Genomic DNA, 16170 nt, shown 5'->3' on the forward strand with positions numbered 1-16170 from the left:
CTTTCATAGCGGTTTAGCCCATTTAAAATTGATAGACTTGATAAGAAAAGAAAGACATAATAATTTACTAGTGTTCATCTGATTATAGTTTTGGATAGTACTTATTATAACATGATTTACAAAATATAACATATGGTATATATTAATTACCTATTTTTCAAATCTTTTAGAATCAAGAATTTATGTGTTTTGAAATTAGATTTATACTACTAAATTGAAATTAACTTTATTATATTAGAACATCAGGCTTTGCCTTAATTTTTAAAACCTAAATTATAAAATTATCAACATTAATACGTATAATTAAAGTTAAAATCAAAACTTTCACTGCACTTTGTTAATATCCATACCATACATATATAATATTTCGAAGTTAAGATTTTTTAAGCTTTTTCAAAATTTACTCTTGATAATTTTAATATAGTGTTAAAATGTGGTCTAAAAAAATTATAGGTGGAAATTATCCACCTATAATTTTAAATAAAAGAAGTTAGTGATGTACTTACCGTTCTAATTTCCACCAAAAACATTCATCATCTTCCATATAAAATACCATTCCAATTTTCTGTAATACCTTCTGTGATGGTATATTGTTTTTTAATGTATCTGCAATTATACATTTTACATCAGAATTCAAAAATGCCCATTGAGTAAGCCTTCTTAATGCTTCAGTCATATGTCCTTTACATCTATATTCATCTTGCGAATAATATCCTATTATAACTTCTCCATTTTCGTTAGGATACCCCTTTAGCATTATGTGACCAACAATTCGATTTTCTGACTTTAAAATTATAATCCAAGTTGTATACCACATGTAATTCATAGGATTATTTTTTACACTATTTAATCTTATTTTAAAAACATTTTTTTCTCTATAACCAATGTTTTTATCGGTAATAGTTAAACCTAAATTTTTTTCCATTTTATTAAAATCATCTATTGAAAGTCTAAGATTATATTCATCTAAAGGTAAGATAAGTAACCTTTCTGTATTAAGCTTTAGCATATTTATATTAACCTCCACTTTTGATATAGTCTCATATCCACAAAGAGAAAATATTTTTTTAGAAAATCTAAACTCTTTTCAAGGTATTTTTGTTAAATAAATTGTTAAGATTAAACTTATTATATTAAGTTAAAGTTTTGTATTTGTGAAAATTGAGTATATAACTATTAGTTTGGAAGAATGTAAAAATGATTTAAAAGCTTTTGTAAGCATAATAACAATTTAATATTTTAAAAAATAAAGTGTACCCATTGAGAATTGTCATAGGTACACTTTAGTTAGTTTATAAAATTTAATCTTAAGGTTATAAAGAAGCGAGAAATGTTTCATATGTGTCTTCAAATGAGTCATATGGGTAGGGATTTCCACCATTTGTGCTTTTGCATTGGTTGTCACTAAATTCTTGTCCAATTGCGAAAAGATCCCCAACAGTTATAGAATGTCCTACTTCGCAGGCTATTTTACAGAAGGCATCCATAGGATCATCTGCTGAACGAGTTGCAAGAAGCCTCTCTTTTAGCAAAGGATCTTTTTTAGCATCAGAATAAAGTAGTTCTAATTCTTTATTTACATCGTTCATCATTACATCTCCCCCATAATTTAAATTAATATTATTATAGCACTATAGTAGGATTTGACAACTGAATATAAATAGCTATTTGCAGGCAGTTAAAATTTATGTATGCTGTTCTTTTTAAATTTACCTGGTGGGGTTCCTACATACTTTTTAAAAATCCTTATAAAGTGAAAATAATCATTAAATCCACTTAACTCACAGGCTTCAGTAACGTTTTTTCCGGTTTGAAGTAATCTTTTAGCCATAGATAACCTTTTAAATAAAATATATTCATGAAGTGTGCTACCAAAAGTTTTTTTAAACAGACGGCTTAAATAAAAACGATTAATGTTAAATTTATTTTCTAAAGTTTCCAGTGAAAGATTACTATTTAGATTAAAATCTATGTATTCTAAAATGGGAGTAAGCATATCAGGGGTAGTTGAAATTTCTTTATTTTGAATATTTTCATCAAAATTATTGTTTATAATCATAAGCAATTCCATTAAATATGCAGTAAGCAAAATTTCAAATCCTAAAACTTCACTGGTATAAGTGTCTTCAATTTTTTTAAATATATCTATTACTTTTTTTAGTTGTTTTTCTTCAAAAAAGATTTTATTATTTTCACCATGAGGTCTGTTTATAAAACAGTTAAGTAAATTGTACTTAGGAGAACTAAGAATTTTAATAAGAGATGGATTTACTTGCATTGAAATTACATCGTAAATCTCACCAGGCACAACTACTGATTTATGAATTTCATTATTATTTGTTATAAGTAAATCACCGTGGTTCAAGGAATAAACTTTTTTTTCAATAAAATATTTTGCATTTCCGTTAATAAAAAAATATATTTCAAAGTAATTGTGAAGATGAAATTCTGTATAACGAAATTTTACAGGAATGTGCATGAAATGAATATGTTTTTTTATGTCTTTATAATACAAGTCTAACATTTTTGTCTTTCCTCCTAGGTATATAAGTCAATAAAAGCAATAAATTATGCAATAAATGCAAAGAATATGATTTTATTTTATCTTATAATAAACAAGTCAACTATGCAAATAAAAAAGAATTATATGAATTCATATAATATAAAGGAGGGAATTTTAGTAAAGGTGACAGCTAATACTTACATCTTTTACTAAGGATAAAAAATGACAAATAAAAAGACAGCTTATGTATATCTAATAATAACTTTTTGTGCTTGGGGTAGCTTATATGTAGTCAGTAAGTTTGTACTGGGAAAAGTTCCTGTAGTTACAGTACTTTTTTTGAGATATTTTATTGCGGGAATTACTTTGTTTTTTATGAATAAAAAAAGCAAAGCAAAAAAAATAGAACGTGAGGACTTAAAATATATTTTTTTGGTAGGTTTTGCAGGATATTTCTTATCGGTAGGTGCTCAACTTATAGGAATAAAATTGTCTAATGCATCTATAGCTTCTTTAATTAATGCTATGAATCCAATTACTATGATGTTTTTTGCAGCAGTTATTCTTAAGGAGAGATTAACCATTAAGAAAGTATTTTGTGTTGTTTTAGCAATGCTTGGTGTATACATTACCATTGGGGATGTAAGAGGAAATGGACAGGCATTAGGAATTTTATTTTCCATTTTTTCTGTGATTTTATGGTCACTTGTGTCTGTTATGGTTAGACGAATTACTCAAAAGTATGGTGCACTGCAGATTACTACATACAGTATGTTTATTGCAACTTTATGTACTTTACCAATTTCAATAGGTGAGCTTATAGTTACTCCTAATGTGCAATTTAACTGGTCAGTTATACTTTCATTGATTTATATGGGTATTGTTTGCACTGCTTTAGCCTATGTATTGTGGAATAAAAGTTTATCTATAATAGAGGCAGGAACATGTTCATTGTTTTATCCAGTACAACCAATGGTATCAGTTATATTTGGTGTGATGTTTTTAGGAGAGCATATTAATATGAATTTTATTTTTGGTGCAGTTCTCATTGTTGGGGGAGTATTATTTAGTATTCTGGGGAAAAAAAGCACCAGCAAGCTTACAAAGCAGGCATGTTCTCATTAAGATATTCATTGCTTTTGGGAATTTGTAAATATGTAGTATGTATCAGGACAAAAAAAGTAGGGCTGCTATTGTTTGATATGTTAATCGGGGAATAGAGTCTTTTTATATGTTAGATTATTACGAATGAAAGTCAAGGAATAAAGTTAACCTGTATAAGAAAAGAATCTTGTACAGGTTTTTTGTAAAAAAGTTGTTCAAAAAATTGGTCTATATCAACTAAATTTTGAATAAATTATAAGTTATTAGAGGAATTGAAACTTTTTTGTAGAAATTTATACATACATATAAAGATTTTAATGCCATACAATAATTATCAAAATATTGGGGGTAGACTAAAAAATATGATTAAAAAAAATGATTATGATATTGATATAGATTCAATTGAAATAAAAGATGTAATTGATATTGAGGTTTTACAAAAGTTTCAAGATAACTATGCTAAAAGTATGGGAATTGCAAGTATAATTGTGGATAGAGTAGGAAATCCAGTAACTAAGACAAGTCTTTATACAAGTTTTTGCAATGATTTTATACATGCTACTGATATAGGAGATAGAAGGTGTGCAAAGTTCCACAGGAGAGGTGGAGAGGAGGCTTATAGGACAGGTAGGCCTTATATTTATACATGTCATGGTGGTCTAATTGATTTTGCAGCACCTATTTTAATAGAAGGTAAACAAATAGGAACTATCTTAGGTGGTCAGGTTTTAACAAAGAAACCTGATGAATTAACATATATAAAAATAGCAGAAGAAATGGGAATAGATCCACAAAAGTTAGTTGGATCATTGAAGAAAATTAAAATTATTTCAGAAGAAAGATTAAAGGCTGCTGCAGAACTATTATTTATAGTTGCAAATGAACTTTCTCAAATAGGTTATGAAGAATTGAAGCTTAAGAGAAATTCCAAAAGCTTAGAGAAAGAAGTAATAAAGAAAAATTTACAGCTGGAAGAATCTAATGAATATAATAACTTAAAGACTCAACTTTTTTCAACTGTATCACACGAATTAAAAACACCAATTAATATTATATATAGTTCATTACAGTTATTAGAAAGTTTTCATAAGGACAGTTCATCTGCAAATACTGATGAGATGTTTTCAAAATATTCAAAAGTAATGAAGCAAAATTGTTTTAGATTGATTAGACTTGTTAATAATCTAATAGATATGAATAAAATAGAATTAGGTTTCTTTAATTTGAAATTAAAAAACAATAATGTTGTTAAAATTGTTGAAGATATTACATTATCAATAGTTGAATATGCAAGGTTAAAGAATATTAATATAGTTTTTGATACTCAAATAGAAGAAAAAATAATTGCAATTGATGAGGAAAAAGTTGAAAGAATTATGTTAAATTTATTATCCAATGCTATCAAGTTTACTGATAGAGGAGGAAAAATATATGTAAATATATATGATGAAGATTCTAATATATTGATTTCAGTGAAAGATACTGGAACAGGTATTCCACATGATATGCTTGAGAAAATTTTTGATACTTTTACACAGGTAGATGCTTCACTAAGAAGAAATGTTGAAGGTAGTGGTATTGGACTATCAATTGTAAAGTCACTTGTAAAGATGCATGGTGGAGAAGTTAGTGTAAAAAGTAAATTAGGTTTTGGCAGTGAGTTCATAGTTAAATTGCCTTTAAAGCTTATTAAAAATAAATCTAATGCAGATAAACAGGAAACCAATAATTTAAATAATAGAAAGGAAAAGGCTCAAATTGAGTTGTCTGATATATACTTTTCTTAATATTTAAGTTTTATTTTACTATTAGGTATAGTTTTTTTGCATAACCATGGATTTTACATCATGTTTATGCAAAAGAATATCTCTATTGTTAGTGGCTTTATAGTTACCATTAGAATAAATTATTTTATTATTAATTTCTATTTTTATTATCCCCTTCCCAAAGAATTTAGAGTAGTAGAAGGCGTTTCGTCAAAATCAGTAGTAAAAATTCAATATTGCTAATGATGATTAATGGTTACTTTTTCATTAAAATATAATCATAATAAGCCGATATATAGTCTTCATTATCTATCTTTCTTTGAACTATTCGCTTTTCCTTATAGATAATTTCAAATTTATCAAAATGTTGTTCAATTTCATTATCGCTATAATGACAATAAAACACTTCCGTATTATCATTAATATCTACGAACTCTCCTTCACCTACCTGTTTCCCTTTACCATATGAATCACATTCTTCACTTAAAAAATTCACATAGCATAGTCCTCCATATTTTAATACTCGGTAAAACTCCAATAACGCAAGTGAAAAGTCACTTTTTTTCATATGTACAGATGTATTATATGAAAATAAGAAACTAAAAAATTCATTATCAAATGGAATTTTTTTTATATCACCTTGGATAATATTTAAATCTGTATTATGGTTATCACAGAATAAATTTGCACTTTCCAATTGTTCTTCACATATTTCAATTCCATAAGTTTTATATCCAAATTCATAAAATAAAGAGAGTGGTGGATTACTGCCACCAGCACCACAGTCGAGAATAATTTTTTCGTTGGGATTGGTATTGCAATATTTCAAAAAGTTATATAACGGAAACGCAGATATGAGATTATGCATATTTCATCCTCACTCCCTACACTATATTCCTAACTTTATATTAATAGAATTTAGTATATTATTTTTGGTACCATATATCACTACATAAAAGTTAAAATCAAAACTGTATTTAATCTTAGATTATATTTTAATATAATGTTGAAATGTATCCTAAAAAAAGTTATAGATGGATTGTCCACCTATAATGTTAAATATAAGAATGTAGAGTAAACCTTTTACTCTTGTATATTTGGATTTTTATTAGGAAAACAACAAATCACTGTATCAAGGTACTCAATACCACAAAAAAATTCACATATTGAAGTATCTTTAACTGCACATTTATGTATATTTAAACCTTCTTTTTCATTCCAAGGACAAATACTTTGTTTCCAATCTACTTTGCCATTACTCGTTAAGTCTATGTTCATATTTGCACCTGAAAGTTTTTGGATTTTTTCCTCCATAATTTCTCCCTCTTTTTTTAATTGTCATTAAATACTATTGTTCATTAGATTAAAACTTTGTATAATACTTATTATAACATATTTTACAAAATATAATATATGCTATACATATATCAGTAGAAATACAGTTGAAAGTTTCTTAGGTCACTGGCAGTTGAGTCACGTCATTTTTAAACTGCGAAAGTTGAGTAAATATAAAAATTTAGTTATAGTATAGAAAAGGGATTTTTCAGAGTGCATGCATGTGTATTTTAAAAGACTATTTTTATCTTTTGAAATAATCTTTTTGAATACAAAATTACCATAATGATGGTAAATAAGTAAAAGATGATGTTTATCATGAAGGAACTTGTTAAAAGAGCTAAGCAGGGAGACAAAGCTGCAGCTGATTGTGATGTAACTTATAAGGCCATTAGGGTGAGAAGAGAAGCACTTAGTAGACTTAGACGATACTTAAATAATTAGCTTATTTTGTGTTTCAGGATATATTTAAATAGAAGGTGATGCAGATTTATATTAAGTAAAGGCTGCATCACTTTTAATATTAATTCAACTTTGTGAGTTTAAAAAAGTTGTGTAGCAATGTACTTATTATATTAAATTAAACTTTTATATGTGAGAAATCTTAATTTAATATTTAAAAATAAGGCTTTTTTATATACATAACAATTGTGTGGATTGTGTTGAAATATGTGGATTTGTGTGAGATAAACAGTTATAATTATGATATGAAATGAATATGAGAGGGGATGTATAATTGAATACTAAAAATTCTTTATCAAGAAATCCAGGTAGAAAAATAGCTTCATTAATAGTGTCAGCAATATTGATTTTTTATGGAGTATTAGGAATTAATACAAAGGTACAAGCTAGCACTATTACAAATAACATTTTAGGTTTAAAAAACAATAGCGCAACTACATCAAGAGATGTAATAACATTGCAAAAGAATTATTTATCTGGAACAATATCTTCAGGTAATGTTGTTAAAAAAACTGTAATAGAAAAGTCTTATAATACTATGCAGGCATCTTCTGAAGATGCAGTAGAAGTATACAGTGTAAGTGATATTCAGAATGTACTTACAAATGCAATAATTAATGGCGATACATCTGTAAAAATAGTCTATAATGGAGATACTGCACTACCAGGATATCCCAATGTATTAGTAGATATTACAACAGATATACAAAACACTGAAGGAAATGACTATGAAAAACAACTATTAAGTCAATGTTCCTGCGGAGTATCCTACATAGAAGGAGCTAATCAATTTACAGCAGATTATACTCTAGATTATATAGAAACAACTTCTCAATCTGCACAGGTAAAGTCAAAAGTAGATGAAATATTATCACAAATAATAACCCCTGATATGACAGATGTTCAAAAAGAGAAAGCAATAAATGATTACATTTGTAAGAATGTAGCTTATGACACCACACTCACAATACATTCAGCTTATTCTGCATTGTTTGGAAATGGAAAAACAGTATGTTCTGGGTATGCACTATTAGCATATAGAATGTTAACTGAAGCTGGACTTGAGGCTAGAATTATAACTGGTGAAGGTGATGGACAAGCACATGCTTGGAATTTAGTTAAAATAAATGGTAATTGGTATCATTTAGATGTTACCTGGAATGACCCAATACCAGATAAACCTGGAAGAGTAATGTACACATACTTTAACTTAAGTGATGAGGAGATGAAAGCTGAAAATCATGAATGGGATGCTTCAAACTATCCAGCTTGTAGTAAAGTATATTCACCTCAAGATACTACAGTAGTTCATCCAACATCAGTTACAATAAGCAAGACTCTAGATAATTTATTAGTGGGAGGAACAGATACATTAACAGCAACTGTAGCTCCAAGTAATGCTAGCAATAAAAAAGTTACATGGAAATCTATTAATACTTCAATTGTTAATGTGGATGATAGTGGAAATATTACAGCTGTGTGGCCTGGAGAAGCTGATATTACAGTTACGTCAGAGGATGGAAATAAAACAGCTTCCTGTCATGTAGTAGTAAAAGCGGATAATACTAAAAATGCAGGTAAATTTACGGACTACCAAACAGTAGACAAGAATAAAACATGGACACTTGTATTTACTGCTGATGTGGGATTTGATGATCAAACTAAACAGGGTATAACTGTTACAGATAGTAATGGCAATCCAGTAAGTGTAGGTATTCAAACAGGAAAAGATAGTAAAACAATTATAGTAACAGCTCCGTCAGAAGGTTATACACCAGGAAAAACTTATATATTGAATATTGGAACTAAAGCACATTCTGCAAAAGGTACAGCATTAAAAAATTCATATAAATTACATTTTAATATTGTTTAGTGATGTAGCAACAAAAACTGTTCCAATCTCTGTTGCTAGGTCTAAAAGAGAAAGCACCAGATTTGCTGGTGCTTCATTTATTTTGCGTTTTGTTTTTGTAAGTATTTGTCTGCATCATTAGGAACAACAAGTTCATAAGGTATAAATACATTTTTATTAACCTTTTCACCTTTAGCTATTTTATATGCTGTGTCTATTGCAGTAGATCCTTGACCTTCAGCATTTTGAAATACTGTAACTTTAAGACTACCTTCCTTCATAAATTTTAATGCATCTGGTGTAGCATCAGTGCCTGCAACAAGCACATTATCTAGTTTTTTAAATTCTTTTAGAGCCATTATAGCACCTATAGCCATTTCATCATTATTACATACAACAGCATCAAATTTAATGTCGTTTTTGATCCAGTTTTCAGTAATTTGCATACCTAGCGTTCTTTGCCATTTACCAGTATCTTCAGCTACTATTTTTATATCAGGGTAATTTTTAAAAACTTGTTTTACCCCTTCAGTTCTTTTAATGGCGGCTTCCTGAGTATCTTCACCTCTTAATAGTACAACATTACCCTTACCATTTAACTGTTTTACCACATATTCTCCTTGCATAATACCTGCTGTTATGGAATCTGAACCAACATATGATGCAGCATCATTTTGATTCTTGAGAAAACGATTGACACTAATTATTGGAACATTTGAGTCATTAGCTAATTGTGTGTATTCAGCAGATTTATCAGTATCAACTGAAATTACTATTATAACATTACATTTTTGAGCTATTAAATTCATTATTTGAGATTTTTGTTTTGTAGCATCGTTTTTAGCATTTACAAATATTACATCAGCATCAGATAAGTTTTTTGCTTCTTTTTTTGCAGCATTCATTAAATTACCTAACCAGTTATCATCAAAAGTAGACATTGCAAAACCTATTCTATATTTTTTGCTGCTATATTTAACTAAATCTTCAGTTGATTTTTTTGTAACACATGATGTAAATATTAGTGAGGTAGTAATTAATATAGATAAAATACTTAAAAGTTTATTGAATTTTTTCATAAGTCTTCCTCCCTATATTTTAAACTGATCTATTAACTGCTTTAGTTCATTTGACATTTCGGATAGCATAGTTGTAGTAGAAAAAATTTCTTCTACACTGGCTGTTTGTTCTTCTACAGCAGCTGCTACATCATGGCTTGAGTTGGAAGATTTTTTTGCAATACTTGCTATATTTGTACTCATAGCTTCCACATTAGAAATTTGCTTTAAGATGCTTTCAATTTCTAATGTGATTTCTTTCACTTGTTCATCTACATGACTGCTAGTACTTAAAATTTCTTTAAATGAAGTTCTTGCTTCTTCTGCCATTACTGTACTTTCTTTAACCTCTTGTACTCCAGATGACATATTGGCAGATAGTTCTTCTGATTTTACTTGTATATCCGCTAACATCTTAGCTATTTCTTTTGTTGCATTTTCAGAGTCTTCCGCTAATTTTCCAACCTCCTCTGCCACTACAGCAAACCCTTTTCCGTTCTCACCAGCTCTTGCTGCTTCAATAGCAGAATTTAAAGCAAGTAAATTAGTTTGAGAAGCAATGTCAGTAATGGTATCAACTATTTTTTTAATTTCTAAAGATCTTTGCTTTAATAAATCTGCGGTGGATTGTATAGGAATAATTTTGTTCTCTATTACTTTTATTTGTTCTACTAACTTTTTTAATTTTTCTTTTCCTAAAACTGCTGCATTTGTTGCATCACTTGAAGTATTTAAAACTTTATGAGCATTTTCGTTAATTTTTTTGTTCGATTCAAATAATTTGTTTACAACTAAAGCGGTTTTTTCAGATTGTTCTGCTTGTTCAAGTGCGCCAGATGATACTTCTTGAATTGATAGTGCAACTTGTTCTAGAGCCTTTGAACTTTGTCCAGTATTTACTTGAAGATTATATGCTGCAGTTGTAATACTACCACTTTCCTTATTAATTTTGCTTATTAAAGATTTCAAGTTGCTGTTCATTTTATTAAAGGATTTTGCCAGAATGCTAAGTTCATCGGAGGAGGTAACATCTATAGATTCTAATGCTAAATTATTATCTGCTATAGCTTGTGCATATTTTACTAATTTTTTTATAGTACCTATTATTTTGTTTACAAGAAGAGTAGCTACAGCAAAGCTTAAAATACTAATGGATATTATAAGAACTATAGTAACTATTCCCATTATATTTGCAGCTTTAGATAAAGAAAGCCTTTGGGTTTTTTGGTCATTAAGCTGATTTGTAAGCAATTCTCTTATGCTGTCATCTGAAGAACTTGAAATTAATGTAATCTTTTCAAAATACTTTTTAGCTTTTTCTGGATCACCTGCTTTATTGGCATCTATTAATTTTTGTAGTGTCTCTTCATAAGTAGACATGATCCTTTCCATTACATCAACAGATTTCATGCTATCTAAGCTTGTAGTATTACTTTTTATAAATGAAATATTACTTTTTATTTTATTTAAGCTGTTGAAAGCCGCATTTTTAGAATTTTCATTTTTTTGTAGTACAACTTGATTAACATTACTCACAGATTCATCAGCTAAAGAAAAAATTTCATTTGCTTTAACAGTTACTTCAATCATAGTATCTAATCTAGACATTAAACTTTTCATAATTGTAAAAGTTACAGCACTTAATATAGTCATAATAATAATGATGGAGCTTATGGTAGCAATAAGTTTTGTTTTTAAGCTTGAACCTTTCATAGATATTTTACTTTTTTTTGTATTTTGATTATCTTTTTCCATAATAAAATCCCTCCTTTTGAAATGATTTTTAATTACAATTATGCTGTAAAGTAAACTGTTGTAGTAATAATAAGGTTTTTAGATTTTAGCTGTATGATGTAATTTTTTTAGTGTTTTCGTCGATAGTGTTAGAATTTTAAAAAAAGTCTGATAATTTAAAACGTTATGTTTTGTAATTTAAGATATACATTAGTGAATTACATACAATATTTACTGCTTGTTTAGTTTTATAAATTTAGTATGAAATAAAGAAATTGATAAGATGGCCCATTAACTTTATTATATATATTTTAACACATTTTATCAAAAAAGCTTATTTATTTTATATAAAATTTTTGAAATTGTTAAAATAATAGCACATAATTAAATAATATAGAAAAAGTTACTGATTATGTGGTAATAAAAGCTGATAATACTAAAAATGCAGGATTTTCAGTTTTTTGTTCATATATTTTGTGGCACTTAAGCATTACAAACATATACTGAAAATAGGAAAGGAGGTTTTTTTAAATTGTTTAAAGTTAACATAAATATGCCACCAGACTATGTTGAGAAAAAAGGGAACTTGGAATTAAGAATATATTATAGAGCTAAATTTAAAGGTGGCGTTTCGCTTCCACCATATATATTAAAGACCGCCTAAAAGTTACTTAAATAGGTACTTATAGGCGGTTGTTTTACAATTTACATTTATTTTTCAGTTTTTAATAACACAATATCCTTTAAAGCCTTAAGTGGTGCTGACATCCACTTGTTTACATGATATATCATTTTAGCATGTATTAAAATATTATTAGTTTCTACTGGAAGTGCTATGAGTTCGCCATTTTTAATTTCCTTATCAACAGCTATTCTTGGCAATAAGCTTATACCTAATCCCTCTTTAACGCACTGTTTTATTGCTTCTATACTACCAAGTTCCATAATAGAATCAACTTTTACATTTTGTTTTTGAAATGTTTTTTTCAATTCCATGCTGTAACCACTTTCAGACTCAATAAGAATAAAGGATTGGTGTTCTAATTGGCTTATGGTTATTTCCTCCAAATCAGAAAAAGGATGGTCTGGTGTTGCAACAAAAATAGTTGAATCATCAAAAATATCAATTTGAAAAAGATCCTTTCTTTTAGATTCATCATGAAGATTAAATGCAACATCAATGATATTTTTCTCCAATAGTTCATGGAAGTCAAGACAATCTGCCATCTTCAGTGTTATCCGAACCTTAGGGTAAATTTTGCTATATTCTTTAAGTAGTGGTGGAAGCCAAAAGGCACATAACGTTTCTGAAGCTCCTATTCTTAAGCTGCCCTGAACCTTTTCACCTTTATTGAATAATTCATGTATTTCTTCAGCATCTTGAATCATTTTTTGTGCTGGAGCAATTAATTTTTTACCTTCTGCATTTAAAAATACTTTTTTGCCAAGTCGTTCAAAAAGCTTTACGCCAAGTTCTTGTTCTAAATTTCTTATATGATCTGAAACAGTTGACTGAGAATAATTAAGTTCTTCAGCTGCTGCTCTAAAATTAAGTAATCTTGTTAATACAATAAATGTTTGAAGTTGTTTAACATCCCAAAAAACACCACCAATCGTAAAGATCGATTAAATTGATTTAAATAATCTGATTATCAATATATGTTTTTTATGATACTCTAGTATAAAATGCAGTTCAAGTTAATTTTTATAGGATAGTAAAATTAATTGATGCAAAAGAAAGGGAGTGAGTTTTAGTGGGAGTTTAGTACCTATAATGTATTCTCACTAAATATAATTTATGGACACCAATTATATTAAAGATATGACTTATTCATTAGGGGCTGATGTATGTGGCATGGGAAGTATAAATAGATTTAATGATGCTCCAAAAGGCTTTCATCCACTAGATATTTATTCTGAAGCAAAGTCAGTTATATCAATTGGAAAGCATTTTTCAGCAAGCTTGTTTGATGCAAATACTAAAGCACCTTATACACTTGTAAAAAATAAAATAATTCAATTGTTAGATGATATTTCTATTAAGCTTACTTTTTATATTGAATCACAAGGTTACAAAGCAATTCCTATTCCAGCAGATGAACCTTATGAATATTGGGATTCTGAAAATAAACATGGTAGAGGAATATTATCACTAAAACATGCAGCTCAAGCATGTGGCATAGGCTGCATTGGTAAAAATACCTTGTTAATAAATGAAAAATACGGTAATAGACTTTATCTTGGAGCAGTAATTACAAATATGGAATTAACTTCAGATGCTTTAGTACCTAACTTATGCATTGAAGGCTGTAATATTTGTCTAAAATCATGTCCTCAATGTGCATTAGATGGTATTACAATAGATCAAAAAAGATGCAGACAAGCATGTGTTACAGCAACAACTGGTGGAGGGAATATATATTCATGTTACACCTGTAGAAAAGTATGCCCATTTTCAAAAATATGATTAATTATTCTTAATTTTTTGCTACTGAGGAAATATCATCAATGATGCAATCTTTTAGTGAAGCTACAGAAACAATTTCTAAAGGAGTCCAAGACTTAAATGCTATTACAGAAGCAGTTCAAGCCTCAATGGATGAAATAGCAATGAATACAAGTAACTTAGAGGATAAGGCTGAAGAATCTAAAATATCTGGTAATGATATTTAAAGGATTCATTACCTTATGTTATAATATTATTGCAGTTATTATGTTTAGCAAAGGAAATGAGTAATGTGAAGGGAGATGATAAGTTGTCTCTATATTTAAATACTAATAAACCCTTTGAAAATTATAAAAGATTATTAAATACAGATTATTTTGTTGATAAATCAAATATAATAGAAAAAACAAATAAAGTCATTAATACAGCTAATAGTTATATATGTATCACAAGACCAAGACGATTTGGTAAATCTAGTGTTGCTGATATGTTAGGAGCATACTATTCTAAAGCTGTAGATTCTAAAGATATTTTTGATAATCTTAATATAAGTAAATCTGATAGTTATGAGGAGCATTTAAATAAGTATAATGTAATCAATATATCTTTTAATGCAATATCTGAAAACGGAAATACTTATGATGATTATATTAAGATGATAAGAGATACCATAAAAAAAGATGTAGCCCAAAAGTATCACTATATTAATCCAGATGATTATTTTAATTTAAGCTCCATGTTATATGATACCAAAGATAAATTTATTTTTATTTTTGATGAATGGGATTATATATTTACTAATAATCTTTTTGTAGAAAATCAAAATGATTTTTTAGAATTTTTAAGAAATCTTTTAAAGGATCAGCCTTATGTGGCTTTAGCATATATGACAGGAGTTCTACCTATAAAAAAATATTCTAGTGGTTCGGCTCTTAATATGTTTGACGAACATACATTTTTAAAGGATAGAAGATTTGGTGATTATTTTGGTTTTACAGAAGAAGAGGTTATGGGACTCTGCAACAAGAATGGAAAAATGAATTTTAAAGAGCTTGAAAGTTGGTATAATGGATATTTTACTGCAACAGGAATTAAGATATATAATCCAAGGTCTGTAGTAAAAGCACTTCAAAATAATTATTGTGAAAGTTACTGGACCAATACTGGAGCTATGGATGAAGTAGCGGAGTATCTTAAATATGACATACTAGAAATTAGAGATGATGTTATAGAAATGGTTTCAGGAGAAGAGATTGATATAACTATTGATGAAGATTTTAGAGCAGGTCAAGGAGCACCAAGAAATAAGGAAGAAATATATTCTGCTATGATAGTGCTTGGATTTTTATCTTATCATGATGGATATTTAAAAATACCTAATAAAGAGTTAATGAAGGAGTTTGAGAAAGCTCTTCAAGATGAATCATTTGGATATGTTTCAGAGATAATAGAAGATTCCAGAAATATGTTAAAAGCAACAGTTAAAGGTGATACGAAAACTGTTGAATCAATACTGCATGATATTCATAATTCTGAAATACCAATACTTCAATATAACGACGAAAACAGTTTAGCTTGTGTTTTAACTTTAGCATATCTTTCTGCTAGAGATACTTACAGAGTAGAACGTGAGGAGAAAACAGGAAAAGGTTATGCTGATTTTACTTTTCATCCTAGAAGAAAAAATGATATTGCCCTTATAATTGAACTTAAAAAGGATGAATCTACAGAGGTTGCAATAGATCAAATAAGGAAAAAAGAATATGTGGAGAAATTTAAAAGAGAAAATGAGGATAAGAAAATTTTAGCAGTAGCAATATGCTATAATTCAAAGGAAAAAGAACATGAATGCAAAATTGAAGAAATTTAAAATATAAGTACTGAGGAATTAATAGATGATAGTGACTTAA

General features: G+C 28.3%; 16 protein-coding genes and 1 pseudogene. 8 read left to right on the forward strand and 9 right to left on the reverse strand.

Features of this window, described 5'->3' with window-relative positions; translation table 11 throughout:
* Window positions 1–502: 502 nt before the first annotated feature.
* From HBE96_RS16825 to HBE96_RS16835, 3 genes are all read right to left on the reverse strand, one after another.
* A complete protein-coding gene (locus tag HBE96_RS16825; RefSeq protein ID WP_169298885.1) occupies window positions 503–1009 on the reverse strand; it encodes a GNAT family N-acetyltransferase in 507 nt (168 codons plus the stop codon).
* A gap of 304 nt (window positions 1010–1313) precedes the next feature.
* Window positions 1314–1592, reverse strand: coding sequence for a hypothetical protein (locus HBE96_RS16830; RefSeq protein WP_243186974.1), 279 nt, complete (start codon window positions 1590–1592; stop codon window positions 1314–1316).
* 86 nt (window positions 1593–1678) lie between these two features.
* A complete protein-coding gene (locus HBE96_RS16835) occupies window positions 1679–2524 on the reverse strand; it encodes an AraC family transcriptional regulator (protein ID WP_169298886.1) in 846 nt (281 codons plus the stop codon).
* Window positions 2525–2725: 201 nt separating this feature from the next.
* On the opposite strand from HBE96_RS16835, the gene HBE96_RS16840 reads away from it, so the two are divergent.
* Window positions 2726–3628: a DMT family transporter gene (locus tag HBE96_RS16840; protein WP_169298887.1), complete on the forward strand. Its 903-nt coding sequence runs from the start codon at window positions 2726–2728 to the stop codon at window positions 3626–3628.
* Window positions 3629–3969: 341 nt separating this feature from the next.
* Window positions 3970–5394, forward strand: a complete 1425-nt coding sequence (locus tag HBE96_RS16845; RefSeq protein ID WP_169298888.1) for a sensor histidine kinase — start codon at window positions 3970–3972, stop codon at window positions 5392–5394.
* A 235-nt stretch (window positions 5395–5629) separates the two neighbouring features.
* Here HBE96_RS16845 and HBE96_RS16850 read toward each other — a convergent pair whose 3' ends face one another.
* On the reverse strand, window positions 5630–6202 hold the full coding sequence (locus HBE96_RS16850; RefSeq protein WP_243186975.1) for a class I SAM-dependent methyltransferase: 573 nt from the start codon (window positions 6200–6202) through the stop codon (window positions 5630–5632).
* Between the two features lie 254 nt (window positions 6203–6456).
* Window positions 6457–6687 carry a hypothetical protein gene (locus tag HBE96_RS16855; RefSeq protein ID WP_169298890.1) on the reverse strand — a complete coding sequence of 77 codons (231 nt, stop codon included), beginning with the start codon at window positions 6685–6687 and terminating at the stop codon, window positions 6457–6459.
* Window positions 6688–7026: 339 nt separating this feature from the next.
* Here HBE96_RS16855 and HBE96_RS26745 point away from each other — a divergent pair, with 339 nt between their 5' ends.
* Complete coding sequence (locus HBE96_RS26745; protein ID WP_281064357.1) at window positions 7027–7152, forward strand: hypothetical protein; 126 nt, start codon at window positions 7027–7029, stop codon at window positions 7150–7152.
* Window positions 7153–7444: 292 nt separating this feature from the next.
* Window positions 7445–9043, forward strand: coding sequence for an Ig-like domain-containing protein (locus HBE96_RS16860; RefSeq protein WP_169298891.1), 1599 nt, complete (start codon window positions 7445–7447; stop codon window positions 9041–9043).
* A gap of 77 nt (window positions 9044–9120) precedes the next feature.
* Here the strand turns inward: HBE96_RS16860 and HBE96_RS16865 are convergent, their stop codons facing one another.
* Complete coding sequence (locus tag HBE96_RS16865) at window positions 9121–10101, reverse strand: sugar ABC transporter substrate-binding protein (RefSeq protein ID WP_169298892.1); 981 nt, start codon at window positions 10099–10101, stop codon at window positions 9121–9123.
* Window positions 10102–10113: 12 nt separating this feature from the next.
* Window positions 10114–11835, reverse strand: coding sequence for a methyl-accepting chemotaxis protein (locus HBE96_RS16870; protein ID WP_169298893.1), 1722 nt, complete (start codon window positions 11833–11835; stop codon window positions 10114–10116).
* Window positions 11836–12346: 511 nt separating this feature from the next.
* On the opposite strand from HBE96_RS16870, the gene HBE96_RS26750 reads away from it, so the two are divergent.
* On the forward strand, window positions 12347–12478 hold the full coding sequence (locus tag HBE96_RS26750; protein ID WP_281064358.1) for a hypothetical protein: 132 nt from the start codon (window positions 12347–12349) through the stop codon (window positions 12476–12478).
* A 47-nt stretch (window positions 12479–12525) separates the two neighbouring features.
* Here HBE96_RS26750 and HBE96_RS16875 read toward each other — a convergent pair whose 3' ends face one another.
* Together HBE96_RS16875 and HBE96_RS26755 are read right to left on the reverse strand one after the other, a co-directional pair.
* The gene (locus HBE96_RS16875) at window positions 12526–13203 is read right to left on the reverse strand and encodes a LysR family transcriptional regulator substrate-binding protein (RefSeq protein WP_243186976.1); all 678 of its coding nucleotides are present in this window, start codon (window positions 13201–13203) and stop codon (window positions 12526–12528) included.
* A 36-nt stretch (window positions 13204–13239) separates the two neighbouring features.
* Window positions 13240–13437, reverse strand: a pseudogene (locus HBE96_RS26755) (LysR family transcriptional regulator); the annotation flags it as partial.
* Window positions 13438–13612: 175 nt separating this feature from the next.
* Here HBE96_RS26755 and HBE96_RS16880 point away from each other — a divergent pair.
* From HBE96_RS16880 to HBE96_RS16890, 3 genes are read left to right on the forward strand one after another with little or no spacing between them, the layout of a single operon-like run.
* Window positions 13613–14281, forward strand: coding sequence for an epoxyqueuosine reductase (locus HBE96_RS16880; protein WP_169298894.1), 669 nt, complete (start codon window positions 13613–13615; stop codon window positions 14279–14281).
* 41 nt (window positions 14282–14322) lie between these two features.
* Window positions 14323–14487 (forward strand): hypothetical protein, encoded by a 165-nt coding sequence (locus HBE96_RS16885; RefSeq protein WP_243186977.1) that lies wholly within the window; start codon window positions 14323–14325, stop codon window positions 14485–14487.
* 56 nt (window positions 14488–14543) lie between these two features.
* A complete protein-coding gene (locus HBE96_RS16890) occupies window positions 14544–16130 on the forward strand; it encodes an AAA family ATPase (protein ID WP_206154971.1) in 1587 nt (528 codons plus the stop codon).
* Window positions 16131–16170: the final 40 nt, after the last annotated feature.

It is taken from the genome of Clostridium muellerianum, from assembly GCF_012926525.1.
Lineage (GTDB): Bacteria > Bacillota > Clostridia > Clostridiales > Clostridiaceae > Clostridium_AM > Clostridium_AM muellerianum.

Coding starts and splice junctions, on each gene's coding strand:
- HBE96_RS16855 (WP_169298890.1), bottom strand. CDS start 6,687: ATGGAGGAAAAAATCCAAAAACTTTCAGGTGCAAATATGAACATAGAC.
- HBE96_RS26745 (WP_281064357.1), top strand. CDS start 7,027: ATGAAGGAACTTGTTAAAAGAGCTAAGCAGGGAGACAAAGCTGCAGCT.
- HBE96_RS16875 (WP_243186976.1), bottom strand. CDS start 13,203: ATGATTCAAGATGCTGAAGAAATACATGAATTATTCAATAAAGGTGAA.
- HBE96_RS16835 (WP_169298886.1), bottom strand. CDS start 2,524: ATGTTAGACTTGTATTATAAAGACATAAAAAAACATATTCATTTCATG.
- HBE96_RS16865 (WP_169298892.1), bottom strand. CDS start 10,101: ATGAAAAAATTCAATAAACTTTTAAGTATTTTATCTATATTAATTACT.
- HBE96_RS16830 (WP_243186974.1), bottom strand. CDS start 1,592: ATGATGAACGATGTAAATAAAGAATTAGAACTACTTTATTCTGATGCT.
- HBE96_RS16880 (WP_169298894.1), top strand. CDS start 13,613: ATGGACACCAATTATATTAAAGATATGACTTATTCATTAGGGGCTGAT.
- HBE96_RS16890 (WP_206154971.1), top strand. CDS start 14,544: ATGAGTAATGTGAAGGGAGATGATAAGTTGTCTCTATATTTAAATACT.
- HBE96_RS16885 (WP_243186977.1), top strand. CDS start 14,323: ATGATGCAATCTTTTAGTGAAGCTACAGAAACAATTTCTAAAGGAGTC.
- HBE96_RS16825 (WP_169298885.1), bottom strand. CDS start 1,009: ATGCTAAAGCTTAATACAGAAAGGTTACTTATCTTACCTTTAGATGAA.
- HBE96_RS16840 (WP_169298887.1), top strand. CDS start 2,726: ATGACAAATAAAAAGACAGCTTATGTATATCTAATAATAACTTTTTGT.
- HBE96_RS16845 (WP_169298888.1), top strand. CDS start 3,970: ATGATTAAAAAAAATGATTATGATATTGATATAGATTCAATTGAAATA.
- HBE96_RS16870 (WP_169298893.1), bottom strand. CDS start 11,835: ATGGAAAAAGATAATCAAAATACAAAAAAAAGTAAAATATCTATGAAA.